The sequence below is a fragment of the Polynucleobacter sp. Adler-ghost genome, from assembly GCF_018688495.1.
Classification (GTDB): domain Bacteria; phylum Pseudomonadota; class Gammaproteobacteria; order Burkholderiales; family Burkholderiaceae; genus Polynucleobacter.
Genome location: NZ_CP061320.1, coordinates 2,015,492 through 2,033,269, shown reverse-complemented (window position 1 = coordinate 2,033,269; position 17,778 = coordinate 2,015,492). Strand labels below are relative to the sequence as shown.

Genomic DNA, 17,778 nt, shown 5'->3' with positions numbered 1-17,778 from the left:
ACAAGAGATATAAATATGCGTGATTCTTTTGACCCTAGCGCCTCAGAGATTGAGACGACAACTGCCGAAGAGGGCAAGACACGCAAGCGCCCACGTCCGGGGGAGCGCCGCCTACAGATTTTGCAAGTGTTGGCAGAGATGTTGCAAAACCCCAAAGGTGAGCGTGTAACGACTGCGGCATTAGCTGCAAAAATTCAAGTCTCAGAAGCGGCGCTCTATCGACATTTCGCCAGTAAGGCGCAGATGTTTGAGGGCCTAATTGCATTTATTGAGCAAACGGTTTTTGGTCTGATTAATCAGATTAACCAAAAAGAAGAGTCTGGGCTTGCGCAAGCGCGTGGCATTTTGCAGATGCTTTTATTCTTTGCAGAAAAGAATCCTGGTATGACGCGCGTGCTTTTGGGTGACGCTCTATTGCAAGAAGACGATCGCTTGCAAGAGCGTATTACACAAGTACTTGATCGTGTTGAGGCATCTTTAAAGCAGGCACTGCGTATCGCTCAAACTCAAGGTGGTTCGTGGGCAAATGTATCTCAAGATGAAGTCAGCATTCGTGCGGCGATGTTGATGAGTTATGTTTTGGGCCGTTGGCATCGCTTTGCTCGTAGCGGCTTTAAAAAGCTTCCAACTGAAGCGTCTGACATCAGTCTTCGCATTCTTCTATCCGAATGAGCGAGCTAAACCTCTCTAGAAATACTATCCATTTTGCCGAGCCCTTGCCTTTGCAAAGTGGCGCCATTTTATCGAGCTACGATTTAGTTATTGAAACTTACGGCAAGCTCAATGCCGATAAAAGTAATGCTGTTCTAGTTTGTCATGCGCTCAATGCATCACACCATGTAGCTGGTCCTAATCCAGATGATGCAAAAGATATCGGCTGGTGGGATAACATGATTGGGCCAGGCAAGCCGGTAGACACCAATCGCTTCTTTGTGATTGGCGTTAATAATCTAGGTTCTTGCTTTGGATCTACTGGTCCCATGAGCATCAATCCTGCCACTAGCAAGCCGTATGGCGCAGACTTCCCAGTGATTACGGTGGAAGATTGGGTAAACACCCAGGCGCGCTTAGCCGATAAGTTAGGCATTCGCCGTTTTGCCGCAGTAATGGGTGGAAGCTTAGGCGGAATGCAGGCATTAGCCTGGTCTATTCAATTCCCAAAACGCCTTGCTCATTGCTTGGTAATCGCCTCGACGCCAAAACTGAGCGCACAGAACATTGCATTTAATGAAGTAGCACGCAATGCGATTTTGTCAGATCCCGACTTTCATGGTGGTAATTACTACGAGCATGGCGTAGTGCCAAAGCGCGGCCTAAAACTCGCTCGCATGGTAGGCCATATTACCTATTTATCTGACGATGACATGGCAGAAAAGTTTGGGCGCGAGCTGCAAAGACCCCATGGCGAATCCCAGGACTATCGTTTTAGTTTTGATGTTGAGTTTGAGGTTGAAAGTTATTTACGCCATCAAGGCGATAAGTTTTCCACTTACTTTGATGCCAACACTTATTTGCTGATTACGAGAGCGCTAGATTATTTTGATCCGGCTCGTCGTTATGAGGGTAGCTTAAATCGCGCCCTAGCTGAAGTCCAGGCTAGATTCTTGGTAGTGAGCTTCTCTACAGATTGGCGTTTCCCACCTAATCGCAGTCGTGAGATTGTGGAGTCTTTACTTAGCAATAAGAGTGAAGTTAGTTATGTAGAAATTGATGCCCCGCATGGGCACGATGCTTTCTTGTTAGATGATCCTCGTTATCACAATCTAATTCGTGCTTATTTCGAACAAATGCTAGAGGCAAAATCATGAAGCGCGCTGACTTTGCTGCAATAGCGAACTGGATTGAGCCCAATAGTGAAGTGCTTGATCTCGGTTGTGGTGACGGCAGTTTCTTAGAGTATTTGCAAAAGCAAAAACCAGTTCATGCCTATGGGGTTGAGATTGATGATGCGCGCGTACTTTCTTGCATACAAAAAAGTTTGAATGTGATTCAGCAAAACTTAGAGGGTGGCCTAGCCTTGTTTGAGAACAATAGCTTTGACACAGTTGTGCTCTCACAGACCTTGCAAACGATTCATGAAACTGAAAAGATTTTGCGTGAAGTGGTCAGGGTTGGTAAGGAATCAATTGTTTCTTTCCCGAATTTTGGCCATTGGTCACATCGCCTAGCGGTTGGCTTTGGCCGTATGCCCGTTTCTAAGAGCTTGCCATACCAGTGGTACAACACGCCTAACGTGCGCGTTCTCACAGTGGCTGATTTTGAAAAGCTGGCCTCGAGCTTGGGCTTGCAGATTTTGGATCAATGCATCTTGCATGAAGGGCGACAAGTTACTTTGATGCCTAATCTTTTTGGAAGCCTAGCGCTGTTCCGCGTTCGACGTGCTTAGTACGATTGAGTCCTGGCTGAAAGATTTTCGGGTTTATCTCGAATGGCCTTGTCTCCGAATGCTCTTCTTGGGCTTTTCTGCAGGCTTACCGCTGCTACTGATTTTAGGAACGCTGAGTTTCTGGCTTAGAGAGGCTGGCATAGATCGCAGTACGATTGGTTACCTCACTTGGGTTGGTTTGATCTACGTGTTTAAGTGGATGTGGGCTCCTTTAGTGGACCGGCTATCCATTCCTTTGCTATCTACATTTTTTGGTAGAAGGCGTAGCTGGCTACTTTTTGCGCAGTTGCTAATTGTTCTTGGCTTAGTTGGTATGGCCAGCATTGACCCTAAGGTTCAACTTACGCCGATTGTGTGGTGCGCACTCTTGGTTGCCTTTGGCTCTGCCACGCAAGATATTGCTTTAGATGCTTTTCGGATTGAGTCTGCCGATAGCGATCATCAAGCAGCATTAGCCGCTACGTATCAAACAGGCTATCGACTCGCTTTAATTTGGGCTGGGGCTGGCGTTCTTTGGTTGGCTGCTCGCGCTGAGTCAGGCGCTACTGGCTATGATCCAACTGCCTGGCAATTTGCCTATCTTTGTATGGCACTCTCGATTGGTGTGGGGGTGATCACTACCTTGTTTAGCAAGGAGCCTATTCGTATTGAGCTTGCCAAAGCCCGTAATGCAAAGGCATGGCTACATCAAACTTTGATTGAGCCATTTGCAGATTTTATTCGGCGCTATGGGTGGCACGCGATTTTGATTTTGTCATTAATTGCCATCTATCGTATTAGTGATGTGGTGATGGGGATTATGGCAAACCCGTTCTATGTTGATATGGGCTACACCAAAGATGAAGTTGCGGCAGTTAGCAAGGTCTTTGGTGTAGTGATGACCTTGGTCGGTGCCTTTGTTGGTGGAGTTCTGACCTTGCGTTTTGGCGTGATGCGTATTTTATTTCTGGGCGCGATTTTATCGGCCGTCAGCAATTTGTTATTTGCTTGGCTTGCCACTCAAGGCCATGACTTGCATGGATTGATCTGGGTCATCTCTGCCGATAATCTGAGTTCCGGAATTGCAACGGCAGCATTTATTGCGTTCTTATCAGCTTTGACGAATATTCAGTATTCTGCAACGCAGTACGCATTGTTTAGTTCGATGATGCTCTTATTGCCAAAGTGGCTTGCTGGTTTTTCGGGCGTCTTTGTAAATCACTTTGGCTACGCAAGCTTTTTTATAAGTACTGCGATTATTGGTGCGCCAGTTTTAATTCTGATTTGGCTCGCCATTCACTTCAAAGTAGTCGAGTTTAAAAAGCACGATTCACAGATCGCTAAATAAACCAGTCATAATCTACTGTGAGTGGCGCATGATCTGAGAAGCGCTCATCTTTATAGATAGCCGTACGTTTAGCGCTAGCTGCAATACCCGGGGTTGTGAGGTGATAGTCGATGCGCCAGCCTACGTTCTTTGCATACGCTTGACCGCGGTTGCTCCACCAGGTATAGCAGGCATTAGTCGCTTCAGGCTCTAGCTTTCGGTAGACATCCACGTAGCCAACTTTGCTAAAGAGGTTTGTTAACCAAGCACGCTCTTCCGGTAAAAAGCCCGAATTCTTTAGATTGCCTTTCCAGTTCTTGAGGTCAATCTCGTTGTGGGCAATATTGACGTCGCCGCACAGCACAATCTCACGCCCTGATTTCTTGAGTTCTACTAGGTGCGGTAAGAAAGAATCGAGATAGCGATACTTAGCTTCCTGCCTCTCTGGTGAGCTTGAGCCTGATGGCATGTATACGGAAATGACTGAAAGCTTTTTGAATCGAGCTTCGACATAGCGACCTTCCGCATCAAACTCCGCATTGCCATAGCCATAGAGCACCTCATCTGGCTTATGTGGGGTGTAGATGCCACAACCGCTATAGCCCTTTTTCTCAGCATGATGAAAAAAGCCGTGCAGGCCATCTGGATTAAGGATGGCATCTTCCAGATCATCCTGCTGAGCCTTGAGCTCCTGCATGCAGACAAAGTCCGCCTTTTGCTTTACAACCCAAGGCAGGAAGCCTTTTTTGACCGCTGAGCGGATACCGTTGAGGTTGGCAGAAATGATGCGTAACATATAGGCCTATGAGCTCAAAAAATTCTAATCAAGATAACTTTATTCAATTTGCCCTTGAGGCAAATGTTTTGTCGTTTGGGGAGTTTAAAACTAAAGCTGGACGCCTTTCACCTTATTTCTTTAATGCCGGTGGGTTCAACGATGGTGCCCGCTTAAGTGCACTAGGCCGCTATTACGCCAAAGCCTTGCAAGCGTCTAGTATCCAGTTCGATATGCTCTATGGACCTGCCTATAAAGGAATTACGTTGGCCGCAGCTACTGCGATCGCTTTAGCTGATATGGGTCGCAATGTACCTTATGCCTACAATCGCAAAGAAGCGAAAGATCATGGCGAGGGCGGTTCATTGGTAGGCGCTCCCGTAAAAGGTAAGGTAGTAATTATTGATGATGTGATTTCTGCTGGTACGTCTGTTCGAGAGTCTGTGAAACTCATCCGTGATGCGGGCGCAGAGCCAGCAGCAGTATTAATTGCCTTGGACCGCATGGAAAAGTCGGGTACTGCTACTGAAATTGGTGATAAGTCAGCAGTCCAAGCAGTGGAGCAAGAATTTGGCTTGCCAGTGGTGGCAATCGCGAACTTAAGAGACTTGATGGCCTTCTTAACCGTCTCAAGCAACGCGGAGCTCACTAGTTATCTGCCAGCAGTAAAAGCCTACCGCGAAAAATACGGTATTTAATTCATTAGTAGTTGCTGGAGCTACATAGCTCCGTTCTTAGATTTTTACTCCGCCTTCGAACACAGTGATTGCTGGTCCTGTCATGATGACGGGTTGGACCACTTCATTGATGACACCACTCCAAGCAATTTGTAAGTCGCCACCACGGGTGTGCACCTTGACCGGGGAGTCTAACAAGCCACGACGAATGCCTGAGACCACTGCCGCGCAGGCACCTGTGCCACAAGAGAGGGTCTCACCAGCACCACGTTCATAGACGCGCAATTTGATTTGATTGCGATTGAGAATTTGCATATAACCTGCATTCACTCGTTTGGGAAATGCAGCATCCTTCTCAATTGATGGACCCTCTTCGAGTACGGGTGCGCTATCGACATCGCCCACTACTTGAACTGCGTGAGGATTGCCCATCGACACGACGCCGATCCAACTGTCGTGTGCGGCAGGGGTTTTAATAGGTAGCGCGTAGAGTATTTCATGAAACTCTTGTTTGCTGGCTAAGACACCCGCATCGAATGGAATCTTGCTATGTTCAAAAATTGGCGCACCCATATCCACTTCCACCTGACCATCCTCATGAGATTGAAGTGTTAGTACGGTATGTGCTACTTCAACGCGTAAGGGATTCTTCGTGGATAGGCCTTGGTCGAGCACAAAGCGTACAAAGCAACGTGAGCCATTACCGCATTGCTCAACTTCACCACCATCAGAATTAAAAATGCGATAACGAAAGTCAGCATCAGGGCGCGTGGCTTTTTCAACGAGCAATATTTGATCAGCACCAATGCCAAGCTGACGATGAGCTAATTTTTGCCATTGCTCGCGCGTGATATTGCCAAGGTCTTGATCAATCCCATTGAGCACAATGAAATCATTGCCAGCACCATGCATTTTGGTGAAGCGTAATGTGCGCGCGGACTTATTTACATTCGTGCTCAAAAGAATTCCAATTAGTTATAAAGGCTTGGCTCGCCGGACGGCCGATGCTTAAAGCGTTTATGTACCCAATAGTACTCTGCCGGCCTTTCTCGAACAAGGTCTTCAATGTATTTATTCAGGCGTACAGTATCAGCTTCCACATTATCTGTTGGGAAGTTGGGAAGTGGTGCGCTGATATTGCAGATATAGGCTTTACGATCAGGACCCAAAGTGGTGGTCATGAGGCAGACTTCTGCGCCACTGAGTCTAGCTAAGCGCGAGACTGAAGTAATCGTATTGGTTTGAATGCCAAAAAAGGGTACAAAAACAGAGTCGCGTGGACCAAGATCAATATCGGGCGCAATAAAAATAAAGTTCCCCGTTTGAATCTCTCGAATTAAATCACGAAGGCGGCTTTGTCTCTCAATCGATTTGCCCCCGAAACGATTTCTCCATTCAATCATTTTTTGATTGAAGAAGGGGTTCTTCATGTTTTGATAGAGACCAGTACCACGTGGCCAGTCATGCTCACTTGCTAAAACGGAGAGAGCCATAAAGCCACCTTCAAGTCCAACAAAGTGGGGATTAATAAGGAGTCGTGGCTTGCGATCACCTAAAGTAATAGCAGAGTTGATCGTGACGATATCAGTAATTTGTTTGCCACTACCAAGCCAAATACGACTTCTCTCGATTACGCTACGCCCAAATAACTTCCAGTGCTCTAGCGCAAGTGCATCTATTTCATCTTTGCTCAGATTGGGAAAGCACAGACTTAAGTTAGTTGTGACAACCTTGGCACGCTCATTAGGTATGTGTGCTGCTAGCCAGCCGAGAGCATAGCCAGTCTGAATAGTGAGACCATAAGGTAAAAATGCAAACAGGCGTAGTAAGCTCAGCGCTAGAAAATTGAAAACATTTTGTAAGCAGGTCATGAGAATAAATTATAAATTTATTAACTAATTGCTTGGTGGTAGCTCTGCTCCGCTCGGATGTTTGTAGCGGTTATAGGCCCAGATGAATTGATTTGGTGCGACAAGGATTGCATTCTCAATGGCAAGATTGAGTTCAGCCGCTGCTAGTGTGGAGTCTTCAGAAAGCGGCTCTAATCTCTTGGCTTGCATGAGCCAGCCTTTACCCAGCCCTTTACGTTTGGCGGTAAACATGACAACTGGTGTGTTGTTACGATTCGCTAAGCGTGCTGGCAGCGGAGTTGTATACGCTAAGCGCCCAAAGAAAGGCACCCATACGCCCTCACCGCCACTCGGAACTTGATCTGGGAGAATGCCAATCGCTTCTCCACGAGTGAGGGCGCGCGTCATTTGACGAACGCCGTTCAGATTGGTCGGTACGAAGTGCATATTAGGGTAGGCCCGACCCTCTTCCACTACTTCATTGAGCCATTCTTGACGGGAGGGGCGATAGAGGATGGTGGCTGGGAAATGCTGAGCCAATACCCTGGGGATGATTTCAAAGCCACCCAGATGCGGTGTGAGCATGACCAGGCCATGACCTTCATTGATGGCTGCCTCAACTAGATCCCAGTCTTGTATTTCAACCAGGGAAAGTGCTTTTTGGGGATTTCGCCAAATCCACAGGCTATCTGAAAAGAGTTGTCCTGAGGCTGCCACGGCACTCCAGAGTTGGAGTGGTAAATGATGGCTTTTAACAACGGACTCATATTGAGGGCGAAACAGTGTTCGATATTGCCCCGATCCTAAATAAGCCAAAATTCCCAAAACAGCCCCAATTACCTGAACCAGGAATAAGGGCAAAACTGCAATTGCTGCGAGGGTTAGCTTGAGAAGGAGTTTGCGCACCCTCCAATGATATTCAATGCCAGCGCTAGGGCCAAATTTCCAGCGATGCTTGATGAATAAGGCGTTTTTCGGATAGAATTGGACTATCGCTGAGTTAAGGCAACTTGCAGGGCGATTCATAAATACTGCTAAAGCGTCGCCGTTGTAGTTCCTGGCACGTCGAGTTGTCCCAAAGATCGTGTTAATTTTTAAAGGAATATGCAATGGCAAATGATTACTTCTTTACCTCAGAATCCGTCTCTGAAGGTCACCCCGATAAAGTAGCAGACCAAATCTCTGATGCCATCTTGGATTCGATCCTGGCTCAGGACCCAACTGCGCGTGTTGCTGCGGAAACTCTGTGTAATACCGGGCTAGTAGTTTTGGCTGGTGAGATCACTACAAACGCCAATGTGGATTACATCCAAGTTGCTCGTAATACTTTGCGTGAAATTGGTTACGACAACACTGACTACGGCATCGATTACAAAGGTTGTGCCGTATTGGTCGCTTATGACAAGCAAAGCCCCGACATTGCTCAGGGTGTAGATAAGGCGCATGACGATGGTCTAGACCAAGGTGCTGGTGATCAAGGCTTGATGTTTGGTTATGCCTGCGATGAAACTACAGAGCTCATGCCTCTACCAATTCATTTGTCGCATCGTTTAGTGGAGCGTCAATCTCAATTACGCCGTGATGGCCGTTTGAACTGGTTGCGCCCAGATGCCAAGTCTCAAGTGACCTTGCGTTATGTGGATGGCAAGCCTGATTCAATCGATACCGTAGTTCTTTCAACACAACATGATGAAGATATTTCTCTCGAGAAGTTGCGTGAAGCAGTGATCGAAGAAATCATCAAGCCTGTATTGCCTAAGCATTTGATTAAAGGCGCTATTAATTTCTTGGTGAATCCAACAGGTCGATTTGTTATTGGTGGTCCGCAAGGCGATTGTGGTCTGACTGGTCGTAAGATCATCGTGGATACTTATGGTGGTGCGGCTCCTCACGGTGGCGGCGCATTCTCTGGTAAGGATCCTTCCAAGGTTGACCGTTCTGCTGCCTACGCTGGTCGTTACGTGGCAAAGAACGTAGTTGCTGCAGGTTTGGCAAGCAAGTGTTTAATTCAGATCTCTTACGCAATTGGTGTGGCAAAACCAACTTCAGTGATGGTAAGCACCTTCGGCACTGGCAAGATTTCTGACGAGAAGATTGCGAAACTAGTATCGGAACACTTTGACTTGCGTCCAAAGGGTATCGTCAAGATGTTGAATCTCCTGCGCCCGATTTATCGTAAGACCGCTGCTTATGGGCACTTTGGTCGTGAAGAGCCAGAATTTACTTGGGAGCAGTGCGATAAGGCGCCTGCATTGCGTGCAGCCGCTGGCTTGTAATCTGCCTCCTAAGTAGCAAATTTGCAGTATGTACTTGTATTAAGGCGAAATATGGCGAAATTGATTACAATTTCGCCATACCTTCAAGGAGCGTTGCAAGGAATGCTGAGAACCAGTATTTCCCCAGGCTTGAAGGGAGTGGACTCCTAGGTAATCCCAGAGTTTGCTAATTGCAACTGCGCTCGCTAACCCATGATTCAATGGCTAGCGAGTTTCTACTCCAGCATTGGATCGTATTTAGCTGGAGCATTCATGAGTACCGTTTCCGATTTAAATAACTTTGTAGCAACCCGTTGCGCTATTGCCGACATTTCTTTGGCTGACTTTGGCCGTAAAGAAATCGCCATTGCTGAAACTGAAATGCCAGGCCTGATTGCGATTCGAGATGAGTTTGCAGCGCAACAGCCATTGCGTGGTGCGCGCATCACCGGCTCATTGCATATGACCATTCAAACTGCAGTTTTGATCGAGACGCTTGAGGCGCTTGGCGCTGAAGTGCAGTGGGCATCTTGCAATATTTTCTCTACACAAGACCACGCTGCTGCAGCGATTGCCGCTAACGGCACACCGGTGTTTGCGATCAAGGGCGAAACGCTTGAGCAATACTGGGATTACACCCACCGTATTTTTGAGTGGGCTGATGGCGGCTTCACCAATATGATTTTGGATGACGGTGGCGATGCGACTTTATTATTGCACCTAGGGGCACGTGCTGAAAAAGATCAGGCTTGCTTGAATCACCCAACGAGCGAAGAAGAAACCATTTTGTTTGCAGCCATTAAAAAGAAATTGGCGCAAGATCCAACTTGGTATTCCACTCGTTTGGAAAAAGTTAAAGGCGTTACGGAAGAAACTACTACTGGTGTACATCGCCTCTATCAGATGTTTGCTAAGGGTGAATTAAAGTTCCCGGCTATTAACGTAAATGACTCTGTTACCAAGAGCAAGTTCGATAACCTCTATGGTTGCCGTGAGTCTTTAGTGGATGCGATCAAGCGTGCTACCGATGTCATGGTTGCCGGTAAGGTTGCCGTTGTTTGTGGTTATGGCGACGTAGGCAAGGGCTCGGCGCAAGCTTTGCGCGCTTTGTCTGCTCAAGTTTGGGTGACTGAAGTTGATCCCATCTGTGCCTTGCAGGCAGCAATGGAAGGTTACCGTGTTGTCACAATGGATTACGCTGCAGATAAGGCGGATATCTTTGTTTCAGCAACTGGTAACTACCATGTGATTACACACGACCATATGGTCAAGATGAAGAATCAAGCCATCGTTTGTAACATTGGCCACTTTGATAACGAGATTGATGTTGCTGGTATCGAGAAATACAAATGGGAAGAAATCAAGCCACAAGTAGATCACGTGATTTTCCCGGCAATCAATGGCAATCCTGAGAAGCGCATCATTATCTTGGCCAAGGGCCGCTTAGTTAATTTGGGTTGCGGTACAGGTCACCCATCTTATGTCATGAGCTCTTCATTTGCGAACCAAGTAATTGCGCAGATCGAATTGTGGAATGCCGTTGGTACAGATAAATATCCAGTTGGTGTGTATACCTTGCCTAAGCATTTGGATGAGAAGGTTGCGCGTTTGCAGCTCAAGACATTGAATGCTCAGTTAACTGTATTGTCAGATCAGCAGGCGTCTTACATTGGTGTGACTAAGGAAGGTCCTTATAAGACCGATCACTACCGTTATTAATCAGCTCCTTGCTAGATATTGTTCAATAGAGAAATAGAGACACAGGCCCAAGATCATGGAATTAAGCGTTGAATTCTTCCCTCCAAAAACACCTGAAGGTGAGAATAAGTTACATCTCGTGCGCGAGCGTTTTAGTGAAATGCTCAAGCCTGCTTTTTATTCCGTGACTTTTGGTGCTGGTGGCTCTACTCAATCTGGCACATTAAAAGTGGTGAGCGACATTCATGCTGCAGGTGCAGCGGTTGCTCCCCACTTATCTTGTGTTGGAAGCTCACGTGAGAGCGTGCGCGAGATGTTGAAGCAATACCAAGCTTTAGGTATTAAGCGTATCGTAGCTTTGCGTGGCGACCTACCATCTGGTATGGGTCAATATGGTGAGTTCCATCATGCCAATGAATTGGTTGAATTCATTCGTACAGAAACCGGTGACTGGTTTCACATTGATGTCGCTGCATATCCGGAATGTCATCCTCAGGCTAAGTCACCGGCAACCGATGTGGATTTTTTTGTGCAGAAGATGAAGGCTGGAGCAAACTCCGCAGTCACACAATATTTTTATAACAGCGATGCCTATTTTCGTTTTGTAGATGAGGCATATGAATTGGGCGTTACTCAGCCGGTTATTGCCGGAATCATGCCGATTACCAATAGCACTCAGTTGCTACGTTTTTCTGATGCCTGCGGCGCAGAGATCCCGCGTTGGATTCGTTTGCGTTTGCAGTCTTATGGTGATGACACTGCCTCTATTCGTGCTTTTGGTGAAGAGGTGGTTACTGATCTTTGCGACCAGCTTCTAGTTGCAGGAGCGCCTGGACTGCATTTCTATTCGCTAAATCAGGCTGATGCCGTTTTAGCCATTGCAGATAATTTAAGCCTCAATCAGTAGTTACTAAGCCTGACTCTGTCAGCATGGCATCTAAAGGCTCATCATGCGTTTGAGCTTGCCACTGTGCATCATCTAACTTTTGCCAATCAAAGCCAATTCCTATACACAGTAGGTTTGGCTTAGCTTTACGCAATTGTGCCAAAGTGCGATCAAAGTAGCCGCCCCCATACCCCAGTCGCCAATGATGGTTTTTATCTCCTGCCTTAGACTGTGACCAGCCAACGCAGGGAATCAAAATACAGTCTGGAATGATTTGAGGTCTGCGGGGGTTATTAGGGTCAGGCTCTAGTACGCCGTGGCGACTTGGAATAAGTAGATCGCCCTCTTGCCAGACATAAAAATCTAAATGCTTATCGGGGCGCGCAAAAGGGAGCGCTAGCACTTTGTCTGTCTTACTGTCCGCCCAAGCTAAAAGAGCCGGTCTGAGGTCAAGCTCATCTTGTATGGGGCAATATAAGGCAACAGATTGAATCTGGGCATCATACTTGGCCAGTAAATGGGTAAGACTGGTCACAATAGCTTCTTGTACTTTGGCATAGCCTGCGCTACCCACAAATTGTTTTCTTTGGGCTAGTAAGCGCTGCCGTAACGATTTTGGAGAATTGCCGTGCATATCATCCATTATCAGGCGAAAATTAAGAGATATAGTAAATCGATAAGGCAAGATAGTGAAAAAGAGGGTTGATGTTCTTGGTGGCTGGAAAAATACTCTGGGCGGAATTTTATTTTTGGTCCTGCTCATTTCTACGCCTAGCATTTCTGCAGAGAAGGTTAAGAAAACAAGCCCAGCCAAAGAAAGCAGAATTTCAGCATTTGAAATCACTGAAGGCGACCGCACTTTTATTGAGTTACGCGAGGCAGCCAAACGAAATGATGTTGCTCGAGCACAGACATTAGCAGCCAGCCTCTCCAATTATCCCTATGACGACTACGTAGCCTATTTTCGTATTAAGCCCCAGCTATTTGATAGTGCTGGTGCCGCGCGCGCCGATAGTAATGCGGATTCTCAGGTGGCGGCTTTTTTAAATCAATATCAAGGTTCGGCTCTGGCCGATCGGATGCGTAATGATTGGCTGCTCGTTTTGGGTAAGCGAAAAGATTGGCCACGTTTTGATGCTGAATACCCCAAGTTTGTCCTAGATGATGACACTCAGGTGAAGTGCTATTCACTACAGTCAAAACTGGCTCAAGGTGAGAACCCAACCAAAGTAGCAATTGATGCACGCGCAATATTATTGGATCCACGCTATTTCGGTCAGGCTTGCCAAGAATTGGTGCCTGCCTTGGCTGGTGCAGGAGGTATGACGCCGAGCGAAGCAAAAGCAATTGGTCGCGCTGCCAGTGAGATGGGTTTTGACACTATGTCACGTCGCTTAGGTGGGGAAGATCCGATTGCCGAGATTGTGAAGACTGCTAAAGCCGATCCCGCAAAAGCATTTAAAGATTTTTCACAAAATGCATCTCGCTATAGTAAAGAGAATCAGGCTATAGCTTGGGGTGTCATTGGTCAGTTCCTTGCAAAGAAATTAGATCCTAATGCAGATGATGCCTATCGTTTTCAACAAGAGTTAGGTTATAACGAGCTGCTCTCTGCTGAAGGTCAGGAATGGAAGGTCCGTGCAGGCTTGCGCGCTAAGGATTGGACGCTAGTAAAGAATGCGATTGAAGGTATGAATCCTGCGGTTCGCAGTAAAGATCCCGCTTGGACTTATTGGTATGCGCGTGCATTGAAGGTGGATGGACAAAATGAAAAGGCACGCGAGAACCTTGAACTCGTTGCCGATCAATATAATTTTTATGGACAGCTTGCACGAGAGGATTTAGGTAAATCAAATCATGTGCCTGCACGCACTAAGGTTAGTGATGCAGAAATCGAAGCGATGTCTCAGCGTAAAGGCTTTATCAGGGGCGAGCGTTTCTATGCCATGAATTTGCGTTTTGAAGGCAATCGTGAGTGGAACTGGGAATTGCGTAATATGACTGATAAGCAATTGCTGGCATCTGCTGAGTACGCCAAGCGTATTAGTCTATATGACCGTGTTGTCAATACTGCAGACCGCACTAAGCAAGAGCATGACTTCAGTTTGCGTTACCCTACACCCTATCGTGATGAGCTATCGCCGATTGCAAAGCAAATTGATTTGAACTTGGCTTGGACCTATGGGTTGATTCGTCAAGAATCACGCTTCATTATGAATGCCTCCTCTTCTGTGGGCGCATCAGGATTGATGCAGGTGATGCCGAATACAGCAAAGTATGTGGCAAAGAAGATTGGCATGAACTCTTATACCAATGACAAGCTTGCTGATACCAACACCAATCTCACCTTGGGTAGCAATTACTTGAATATGGTCTTGGTAGATCTGGATGGCTCTTGGGTTTTGGCTTCTGCTGCTTATAACGCTGGCCCATCGCGCTCAAAAACTTGGCGGGAAAAGCTGACTAGCCCAACAGAGGGTGCAATTTTTGCTGAAACGATTCCGTTCAATGAAACCCGAACTTATGTAAAAAACGTGTTGGCTAATGCAACATACTATTCATCGGTAATGCATGGTCAGACACAATCTTTAAAACAGCGTTTGGGGGTGATCACACCTAAGGCGGCAAACGCCTCTGAGTTGCCCTAATAGTTTAACGAGATGGGATTTTTATGAAATATGACATTCTGTTAATTGGTGGTAACGGTTTTGTAGGCAGAGTCTTGGCTGCCCAATTGCAGGCAGAGGGCTATTCAGTATTGCTACCCACTAGGCACTTGGCATCCGCTCGTGAATTACGCATGTTGCCAAAGATATATTTAGAAGATGCTGATGTGCATGAGTTTGATTCTTTACAAGTGCTTTGCTCACGCATTAAACCTGGTGGTGCAGTGATCAATTTGGTTGGCGTCCTGCATGACAAGCCCGCTGAGCCATACGGAAAAGTATTTAAAGCAGCTCATGTGGAGCTCCCTAAAAATATTATGACCGCCATGCAGTTACATGGTCTTAAGCGCTACCTGCACATGAGTGCATTGGGTGCGGATTCAAATGGCCCATCAATGTATCAGCGCAGTAAGGGCGATGGAGAGGCCGCATTAAAAGCTAGTAATCTCGACTGGACTATTTTTAGACCCTCAGTCATTTTTGGTGCGCAGGATCAATTTATTAATTTGTTTGCCAAGTTAACGAAATTATTTCCGGTGATGCCTTTGGCAAACTCAGCAGCGCAGTTTCAGCCGGTGAGTGTGGATGATGTGGCCACTGCATTCACAAGGGCTTTAAAAATGCCATCGACGATTCGTCAGTCTTATGATTTAGTAGGGCCCACGGTCTACACCATGAAAGAGATTGTGGAATTTGCTGCGCGTAAAGTCGATACAAAATGCGTGATCATTCCCGTACCGGATTTTGTTGGTTATCTTCAGGCTTTGGCATTTGAGTTTTTACCGGTTCCGACCTTAATGTCACGCGACAATATTGCCTCCATGCAGTTGCCCAATATCCTGCCGCTAAATAGGGTAGATGCCCTGAGTAAAGTTTTTGGCATGAGTCGTCGCACACTAGAAGGCATGAAATAAATCGATGAAGATCTATGCAGTCGGTGGCGCTATTCGGGATACCCTCATGGGTTTGCCGGTGCACGACATTGATTACGTCGTAGTGGGTTCTAGCGTAGAAGAGATGATTGCTCAGGGATATCGTCCTGTAGGCAAAGATTTCCCAGTCTTTCTGCATCCTGAGACTCAAGCTGAATATGCCTTGGCTCGTACGGAGCGTAAGACGGGCAAGGGCTATAAAGGCTTTTTGTTTTATGCCGACCCGACTGTCACTCTAGAACAAGACTTAGAGCGGCGTGATCTGACGATTAATGCAATGGCCCAAGAGGTGGGATCTGATGGCAAGTGGGTGGGGCCTATTCTAGATCCCTACAACGGTCAGGACGATTTGGCATCAAAAATTTTCCGCCATGTATCTGATGCGTTTGCAGAAGACCCTTTGCGTCTATTGCGTATCGCTCGTTTCGCTGCCCGCTTTCCGGAGTTCATGGTCGCGCCAGAAACCATGGATGCTTTGCAGGTCATAGTTCGGTCTAATGAATTATCAGCACTCTCGGCTGAAAGAATTTGGCAGGAGCTAGCTAGAGGTTTTGCTGCCAGTAAGCCAATGCGAATGTTCCAAGTTTTGTTAGATGCAGACGCAGCTAGAGTGCTGCTGCCGACGAAGCTAGCAAATAATTTAGCTAAAGAAGAATTTCGCGAGCAACTCATCGCACACTTGCATGCAGCAGATAACCGCCTTGAAGATCGCTGCGCTGTTACGCTCATGAACTTGTCTGCTAGTGAAATTCGGTCATGGGCAGCCTCAGTCAAAATGCCAAATGAAGTGCGTGACTTCAGTGAAATATTTAGTGAGCTCTATTTGTTAATTGAGAGTAGGGCAAAGTCTAAAAATGGCGCATTTCAGCCTGCCGATATGTTGACTTGGTTTAATCGTGCGGATGTTTGGCGCAAGCCTGATCGTGGCCAGACTTTACTGAATTTAGCTAAACGCATCGGCCTGAATGTCGACACTTTAATTTTGGCAATGCAAAATACTCAGGTAATTAATACAGCCGAAATTATTGAAGGGATTCCTGCAGAAGAACGATCCAATGGTGAAAGTATTCGCCATGCAGTAGATGTCGCAAGACTCTCAGCCATTACTGCAGCATTCACTATTGGATTAACTTAAAGCCGGTTTCTGCCTCGAAGGCCAGGCAAGTCTTCTAATGAATGGTCTGGCAATATGTCAGATAGTTTCTTTGAGAATGCGAAGACCTTAAAGAGCTCACCCATCTCCGCTTCGGACAACAGTTTTTGTAGAGAGTTTGAAATGGGTAAAAAAGTTTCTGGATTGCTGGGGTCGCCAATCTCTAATGCGATATCGCCAATACCCGCATCAAGCAAGTAACTTGCTTGATTGCTGAGATAGACATCATCAACTTCTTCCTCTAGCGCATTGCGCGCAATTTGTGACCACTCCACGTGGGTAGTCACATCACATAGCCCCGGAAGATAAAATGGATCCTGAATTGCATGATGGCGATGGTGTGCCATTAAGGTGCCCTCGAGACGTTGAGGGTGATAGTACTCACTCTCTGGAAACCCATAATCAAATGTGAGGAAGAGGCCAGTATCTAGGTGATTGGCTACTTGGCGCATCCAAGCATTAGCTGGTGCGTGGAGTTCGGAAACGTAGCCTTCAGAAAAACTTCCATTCACCAAGGTTTCTGGAAGTAGGGCTTGTTCAACGGGCCCTCCTATTGACCAAGTAAGTCTGCCATCAACAACGGAAACACCCTGCCAATACCAGAAGCCATTCTGAAAAATGATGGCATCACAAGGAATGGCGTCAATAACTTCGTTGGCCAAAATAATACCTTTGATGTTGCTGGGTAAGGAGCTGAGCCAACGGTATTGGGTGGATAAATTGAGTTCCTTGGAGAGATGTTGAAGTCGCTCTTCTTGCCTTTGGGCTAGGTCGGGTGAGATCTCGATAATGTCGTAGTGATCCAAGGTGAAATCAAGTTCGTGAAGTCGGCTCAGAATGGATTCGGCTAACTTGCCTGTACCGGCGCCAAACTCCAGAATCTGGGTGGGGAGCCCTTGATTCTGAAGACCCTCCAAAATAGGTAGAAGCGTCTCCACAATGGCAGCGCCAAATAGGGGGGAGAGCTCAGGCGCGGTCGTGAAATCACCACCAGCACCCAATTTATGGGCCCCAGCGCTGTAATAGCCCATTCCAGGCTCATAGAGAGCCATTTCCATATATCTTGAAAAGGGTATCCAGCCGCCGTGTGTGGTGATTTCCGCCATTATTTTCTGGCTTAGAAGCTCGGTATGAGCCGTTTCAAGGCTGGTCAAGGTAATATCCATAGCTCGCTAGTCTAAGAGAATTTAGGTA

The 17,778-nt window shown here is 46.8% G+C and carries 17 protein-coding genes and 1 riboswitch; of the genes, 11 read left to right on the top strand and 6 right to left on the bottom strand.

What is annotated here, in order from left to right; all coding sequences use genetic code 11:
* The first annotated feature begins 15 nt into the window (after window positions 1-15).
* Genes slmA through ICV89_RS10515 form a run of 4 tightly spaced genes read left to right on the top strand, consistent with a single transcriptional unit; the run spans window position 16 to window position 3,713 of the window.
* Window positions 16-672, top strand: coding sequence for a nucleoid occlusion factor SlmA (gene slmA / locus ICV89_RS10530; RefSeq protein WP_215308593.1), 657 nt, complete (start codon window positions 16-18; stop codon window positions 670-672).
* On the top strand, window positions 669-1,808 hold the full coding sequence (locus ICV89_RS10525; RefSeq protein WP_215308592.1) for a homoserine O-acetyltransferase: 1,140 nt from the start codon (window positions 669-671) through the stop codon (window positions 1,806-1,808). The genes slmA and ICV89_RS10525 overlap by 4 nt, the downstream gene beginning before the upstream one ends.
* Window positions 1,805-2,386: a methionine biosynthesis protein MetW gene (gene metW / locus ICV89_RS10520; protein ID WP_215308591.1), complete on the top strand. Its 582-nt coding sequence runs from the start codon at window positions 1,805-1,807 to the stop codon at window positions 2,384-2,386. The genes ICV89_RS10525 and metW overlap by 4 nt, the downstream gene beginning before the upstream one ends.
* Entirely contained in the window at window positions 2,379-3,713 is a 1,335-nt protein-coding gene (locus ICV89_RS10515; protein ID WP_251370845.1) for an MFS transporter, read from the top strand. The genes metW and ICV89_RS10515 overlap by 8 nt, the downstream gene beginning before the upstream one ends.
* Here ICV89_RS10515 and ICV89_RS10510 read toward each other — a convergent pair.
* Window positions 3,706-4,488 carry an exodeoxyribonuclease III gene (locus ICV89_RS10510; RefSeq protein WP_215308589.1) on the bottom strand — a complete coding sequence of 261 codons (783 nt, stop codon included), beginning with the start codon at window positions 4,486-4,488 and terminating at the stop codon, window positions 3,706-3,708. The two genes, ICV89_RS10515 and ICV89_RS10510, sit on opposite strands and share 8 nt — an antisense overlap.
* A gap of 8 nt (window positions 4,489-4,496) precedes the next feature.
* Here ICV89_RS10510 and pyrE point away from each other — a divergent pair, with 8 nt between their 5' ends.
* Entirely contained in the window at window positions 4,497-5,165 is a 669-nt protein-coding gene (gene pyrE / locus ICV89_RS10505) for an orotate phosphoribosyltransferase (protein ID WP_215308588.1), read from the top strand.
* A 36-nt stretch (window positions 5,166-5,201) separates the two neighbouring features.
* On the opposite strand, the gene dapF is transcribed toward pyrE, so the two are convergent.
* The 3 genes from dapF to ICV89_RS10490 are packed head-to-tail and all read right to left on the bottom strand — an operon-like array spanning window position 5,202 to window position 8,110.
* On the bottom strand, window positions 5,202-6,056 hold the full coding sequence (dapF, locus tag ICV89_RS10500) for a diaminopimelate epimerase (RefSeq protein WP_215310403.1): 855 nt from the start codon (window positions 6,054-6,056) through the stop codon (window positions 5,202-5,204).
* A 59-nt stretch (window positions 6,057-6,115) separates the two neighbouring features.
* Window positions 6,116-7,015 carry a lipid A biosynthesis acyltransferase gene (locus tag ICV89_RS10495; protein WP_215308587.1) on the bottom strand — a complete coding sequence of 300 codons (900 nt, stop codon included), beginning with the start codon at window positions 7,013-7,015 and terminating at the stop codon, window positions 6,116-6,118.
* 24 nt (window positions 7,016-7,039) lie between these two features.
* The gene (locus ICV89_RS10490) at window positions 7,040-8,110 is read right to left on the bottom strand and encodes a lysophospholipid acyltransferase family protein (protein ID WP_215308586.1); all 1,071 of its coding nucleotides are present in this window, start codon (window positions 8,108-8,110) and stop codon (window positions 7,040-7,042) included.
* Between ICV89_RS10490 and metK the strand changes: the two genes are divergently transcribed.
* The 3 genes from metK to metF all read left to right on the top strand — a co-directional run bounded on the left by metK (window position 8,104) and on the right by metF (window position 11,854).
* Window positions 8,104-9,270, top strand: a complete 1,167-nt coding sequence (gene metK, locus ICV89_RS10485; protein ID WP_215308585.1) for a methionine adenosyltransferase — start codon at window positions 8,104-8,106, stop codon at window positions 9,268-9,270. The two genes, ICV89_RS10490 and metK, sit on opposite strands and share 7 nt — an antisense overlap.
* Window positions 9,271-9,349: 79 nt before the next feature.
* Window positions 9,350-9,461: riboswitch (S-adenosyl-L-homocysteine riboswitch) on the top strand.
* 61 nt (window positions 9,462-9,522) lie between these two features.
* Window positions 9,523-10,968 (top strand): adenosylhomocysteinase, encoded by a 1,446-nt coding sequence (ahcY, locus tag ICV89_RS10480; protein WP_215308584.1) that lies wholly within the window; start codon window positions 9,523-9,525, stop codon window positions 10,966-10,968.
* A 55-nt stretch (window positions 10,969-11,023) separates the two neighbouring features.
* A complete protein-coding gene (metF, locus tag ICV89_RS10475) occupies window positions 11,024-11,854 on the top strand; it encodes a methylenetetrahydrofolate reductase [NAD(P)H] (protein ID WP_215308583.1) in 831 nt (276 codons plus the stop codon).
* Here the strand turns inward: metF and ICV89_RS10470 are convergent.
* Entirely contained in the window at window positions 11,844-12,467 is a 624-nt protein-coding gene (locus ICV89_RS10470) for a 5-formyltetrahydrofolate cyclo-ligase (protein WP_251370842.1), read from the bottom strand. The genes metF and ICV89_RS10470 overlap by 11 nt on opposite strands.
* A gap of 55 nt (window positions 12,468-12,522) precedes the next feature.
* Between ICV89_RS10470 and ICV89_RS10465 the strand changes: the two genes are divergently transcribed.
* The 3 genes from ICV89_RS10465 to ICV89_RS10455 are packed head-to-tail and all read left to right on the top strand — an operon-like array spanning window position 12,523 to window position 16,566.
* Complete coding sequence (locus ICV89_RS10465; protein WP_251370841.1) at window positions 12,523-14,481, top strand: lytic transglycosylase domain-containing protein; 1,959 nt, start codon at window positions 12,523-12,525, stop codon at window positions 14,479-14,481.
* 23 nt (window positions 14,482-14,504) lie between these two features.
* Window positions 14,505-15,413, top strand: a complete 909-nt coding sequence (locus ICV89_RS10460; protein WP_215308581.1) for a complex I NDUFA9 subunit family protein — start codon at window positions 14,505-14,507, stop codon at window positions 15,411-15,413.
* Window positions 15,414-15,417: 4 nt separating this feature from the next.
* Window positions 15,418-16,566 (top strand): polynucleotide adenylyltransferase, encoded by a 1,149-nt coding sequence (locus ICV89_RS10455; protein ID WP_215308580.1) that lies wholly within the window; start codon window positions 15,418-15,420, stop codon window positions 16,564-16,566.
* On the opposite strand, the gene ICV89_RS10450 is transcribed toward ICV89_RS10455, so the two are convergent.
* Entirely contained in the window at window positions 16,563-17,690 is a 1,128-nt protein-coding gene (locus ICV89_RS10450; protein WP_251370840.1) for a class I SAM-dependent methyltransferase, read from the bottom strand. The genes ICV89_RS10455 and ICV89_RS10450 overlap by 4 nt on opposite strands.
* Window positions 17,691-17,778 lie beyond the last annotated feature (88 nt).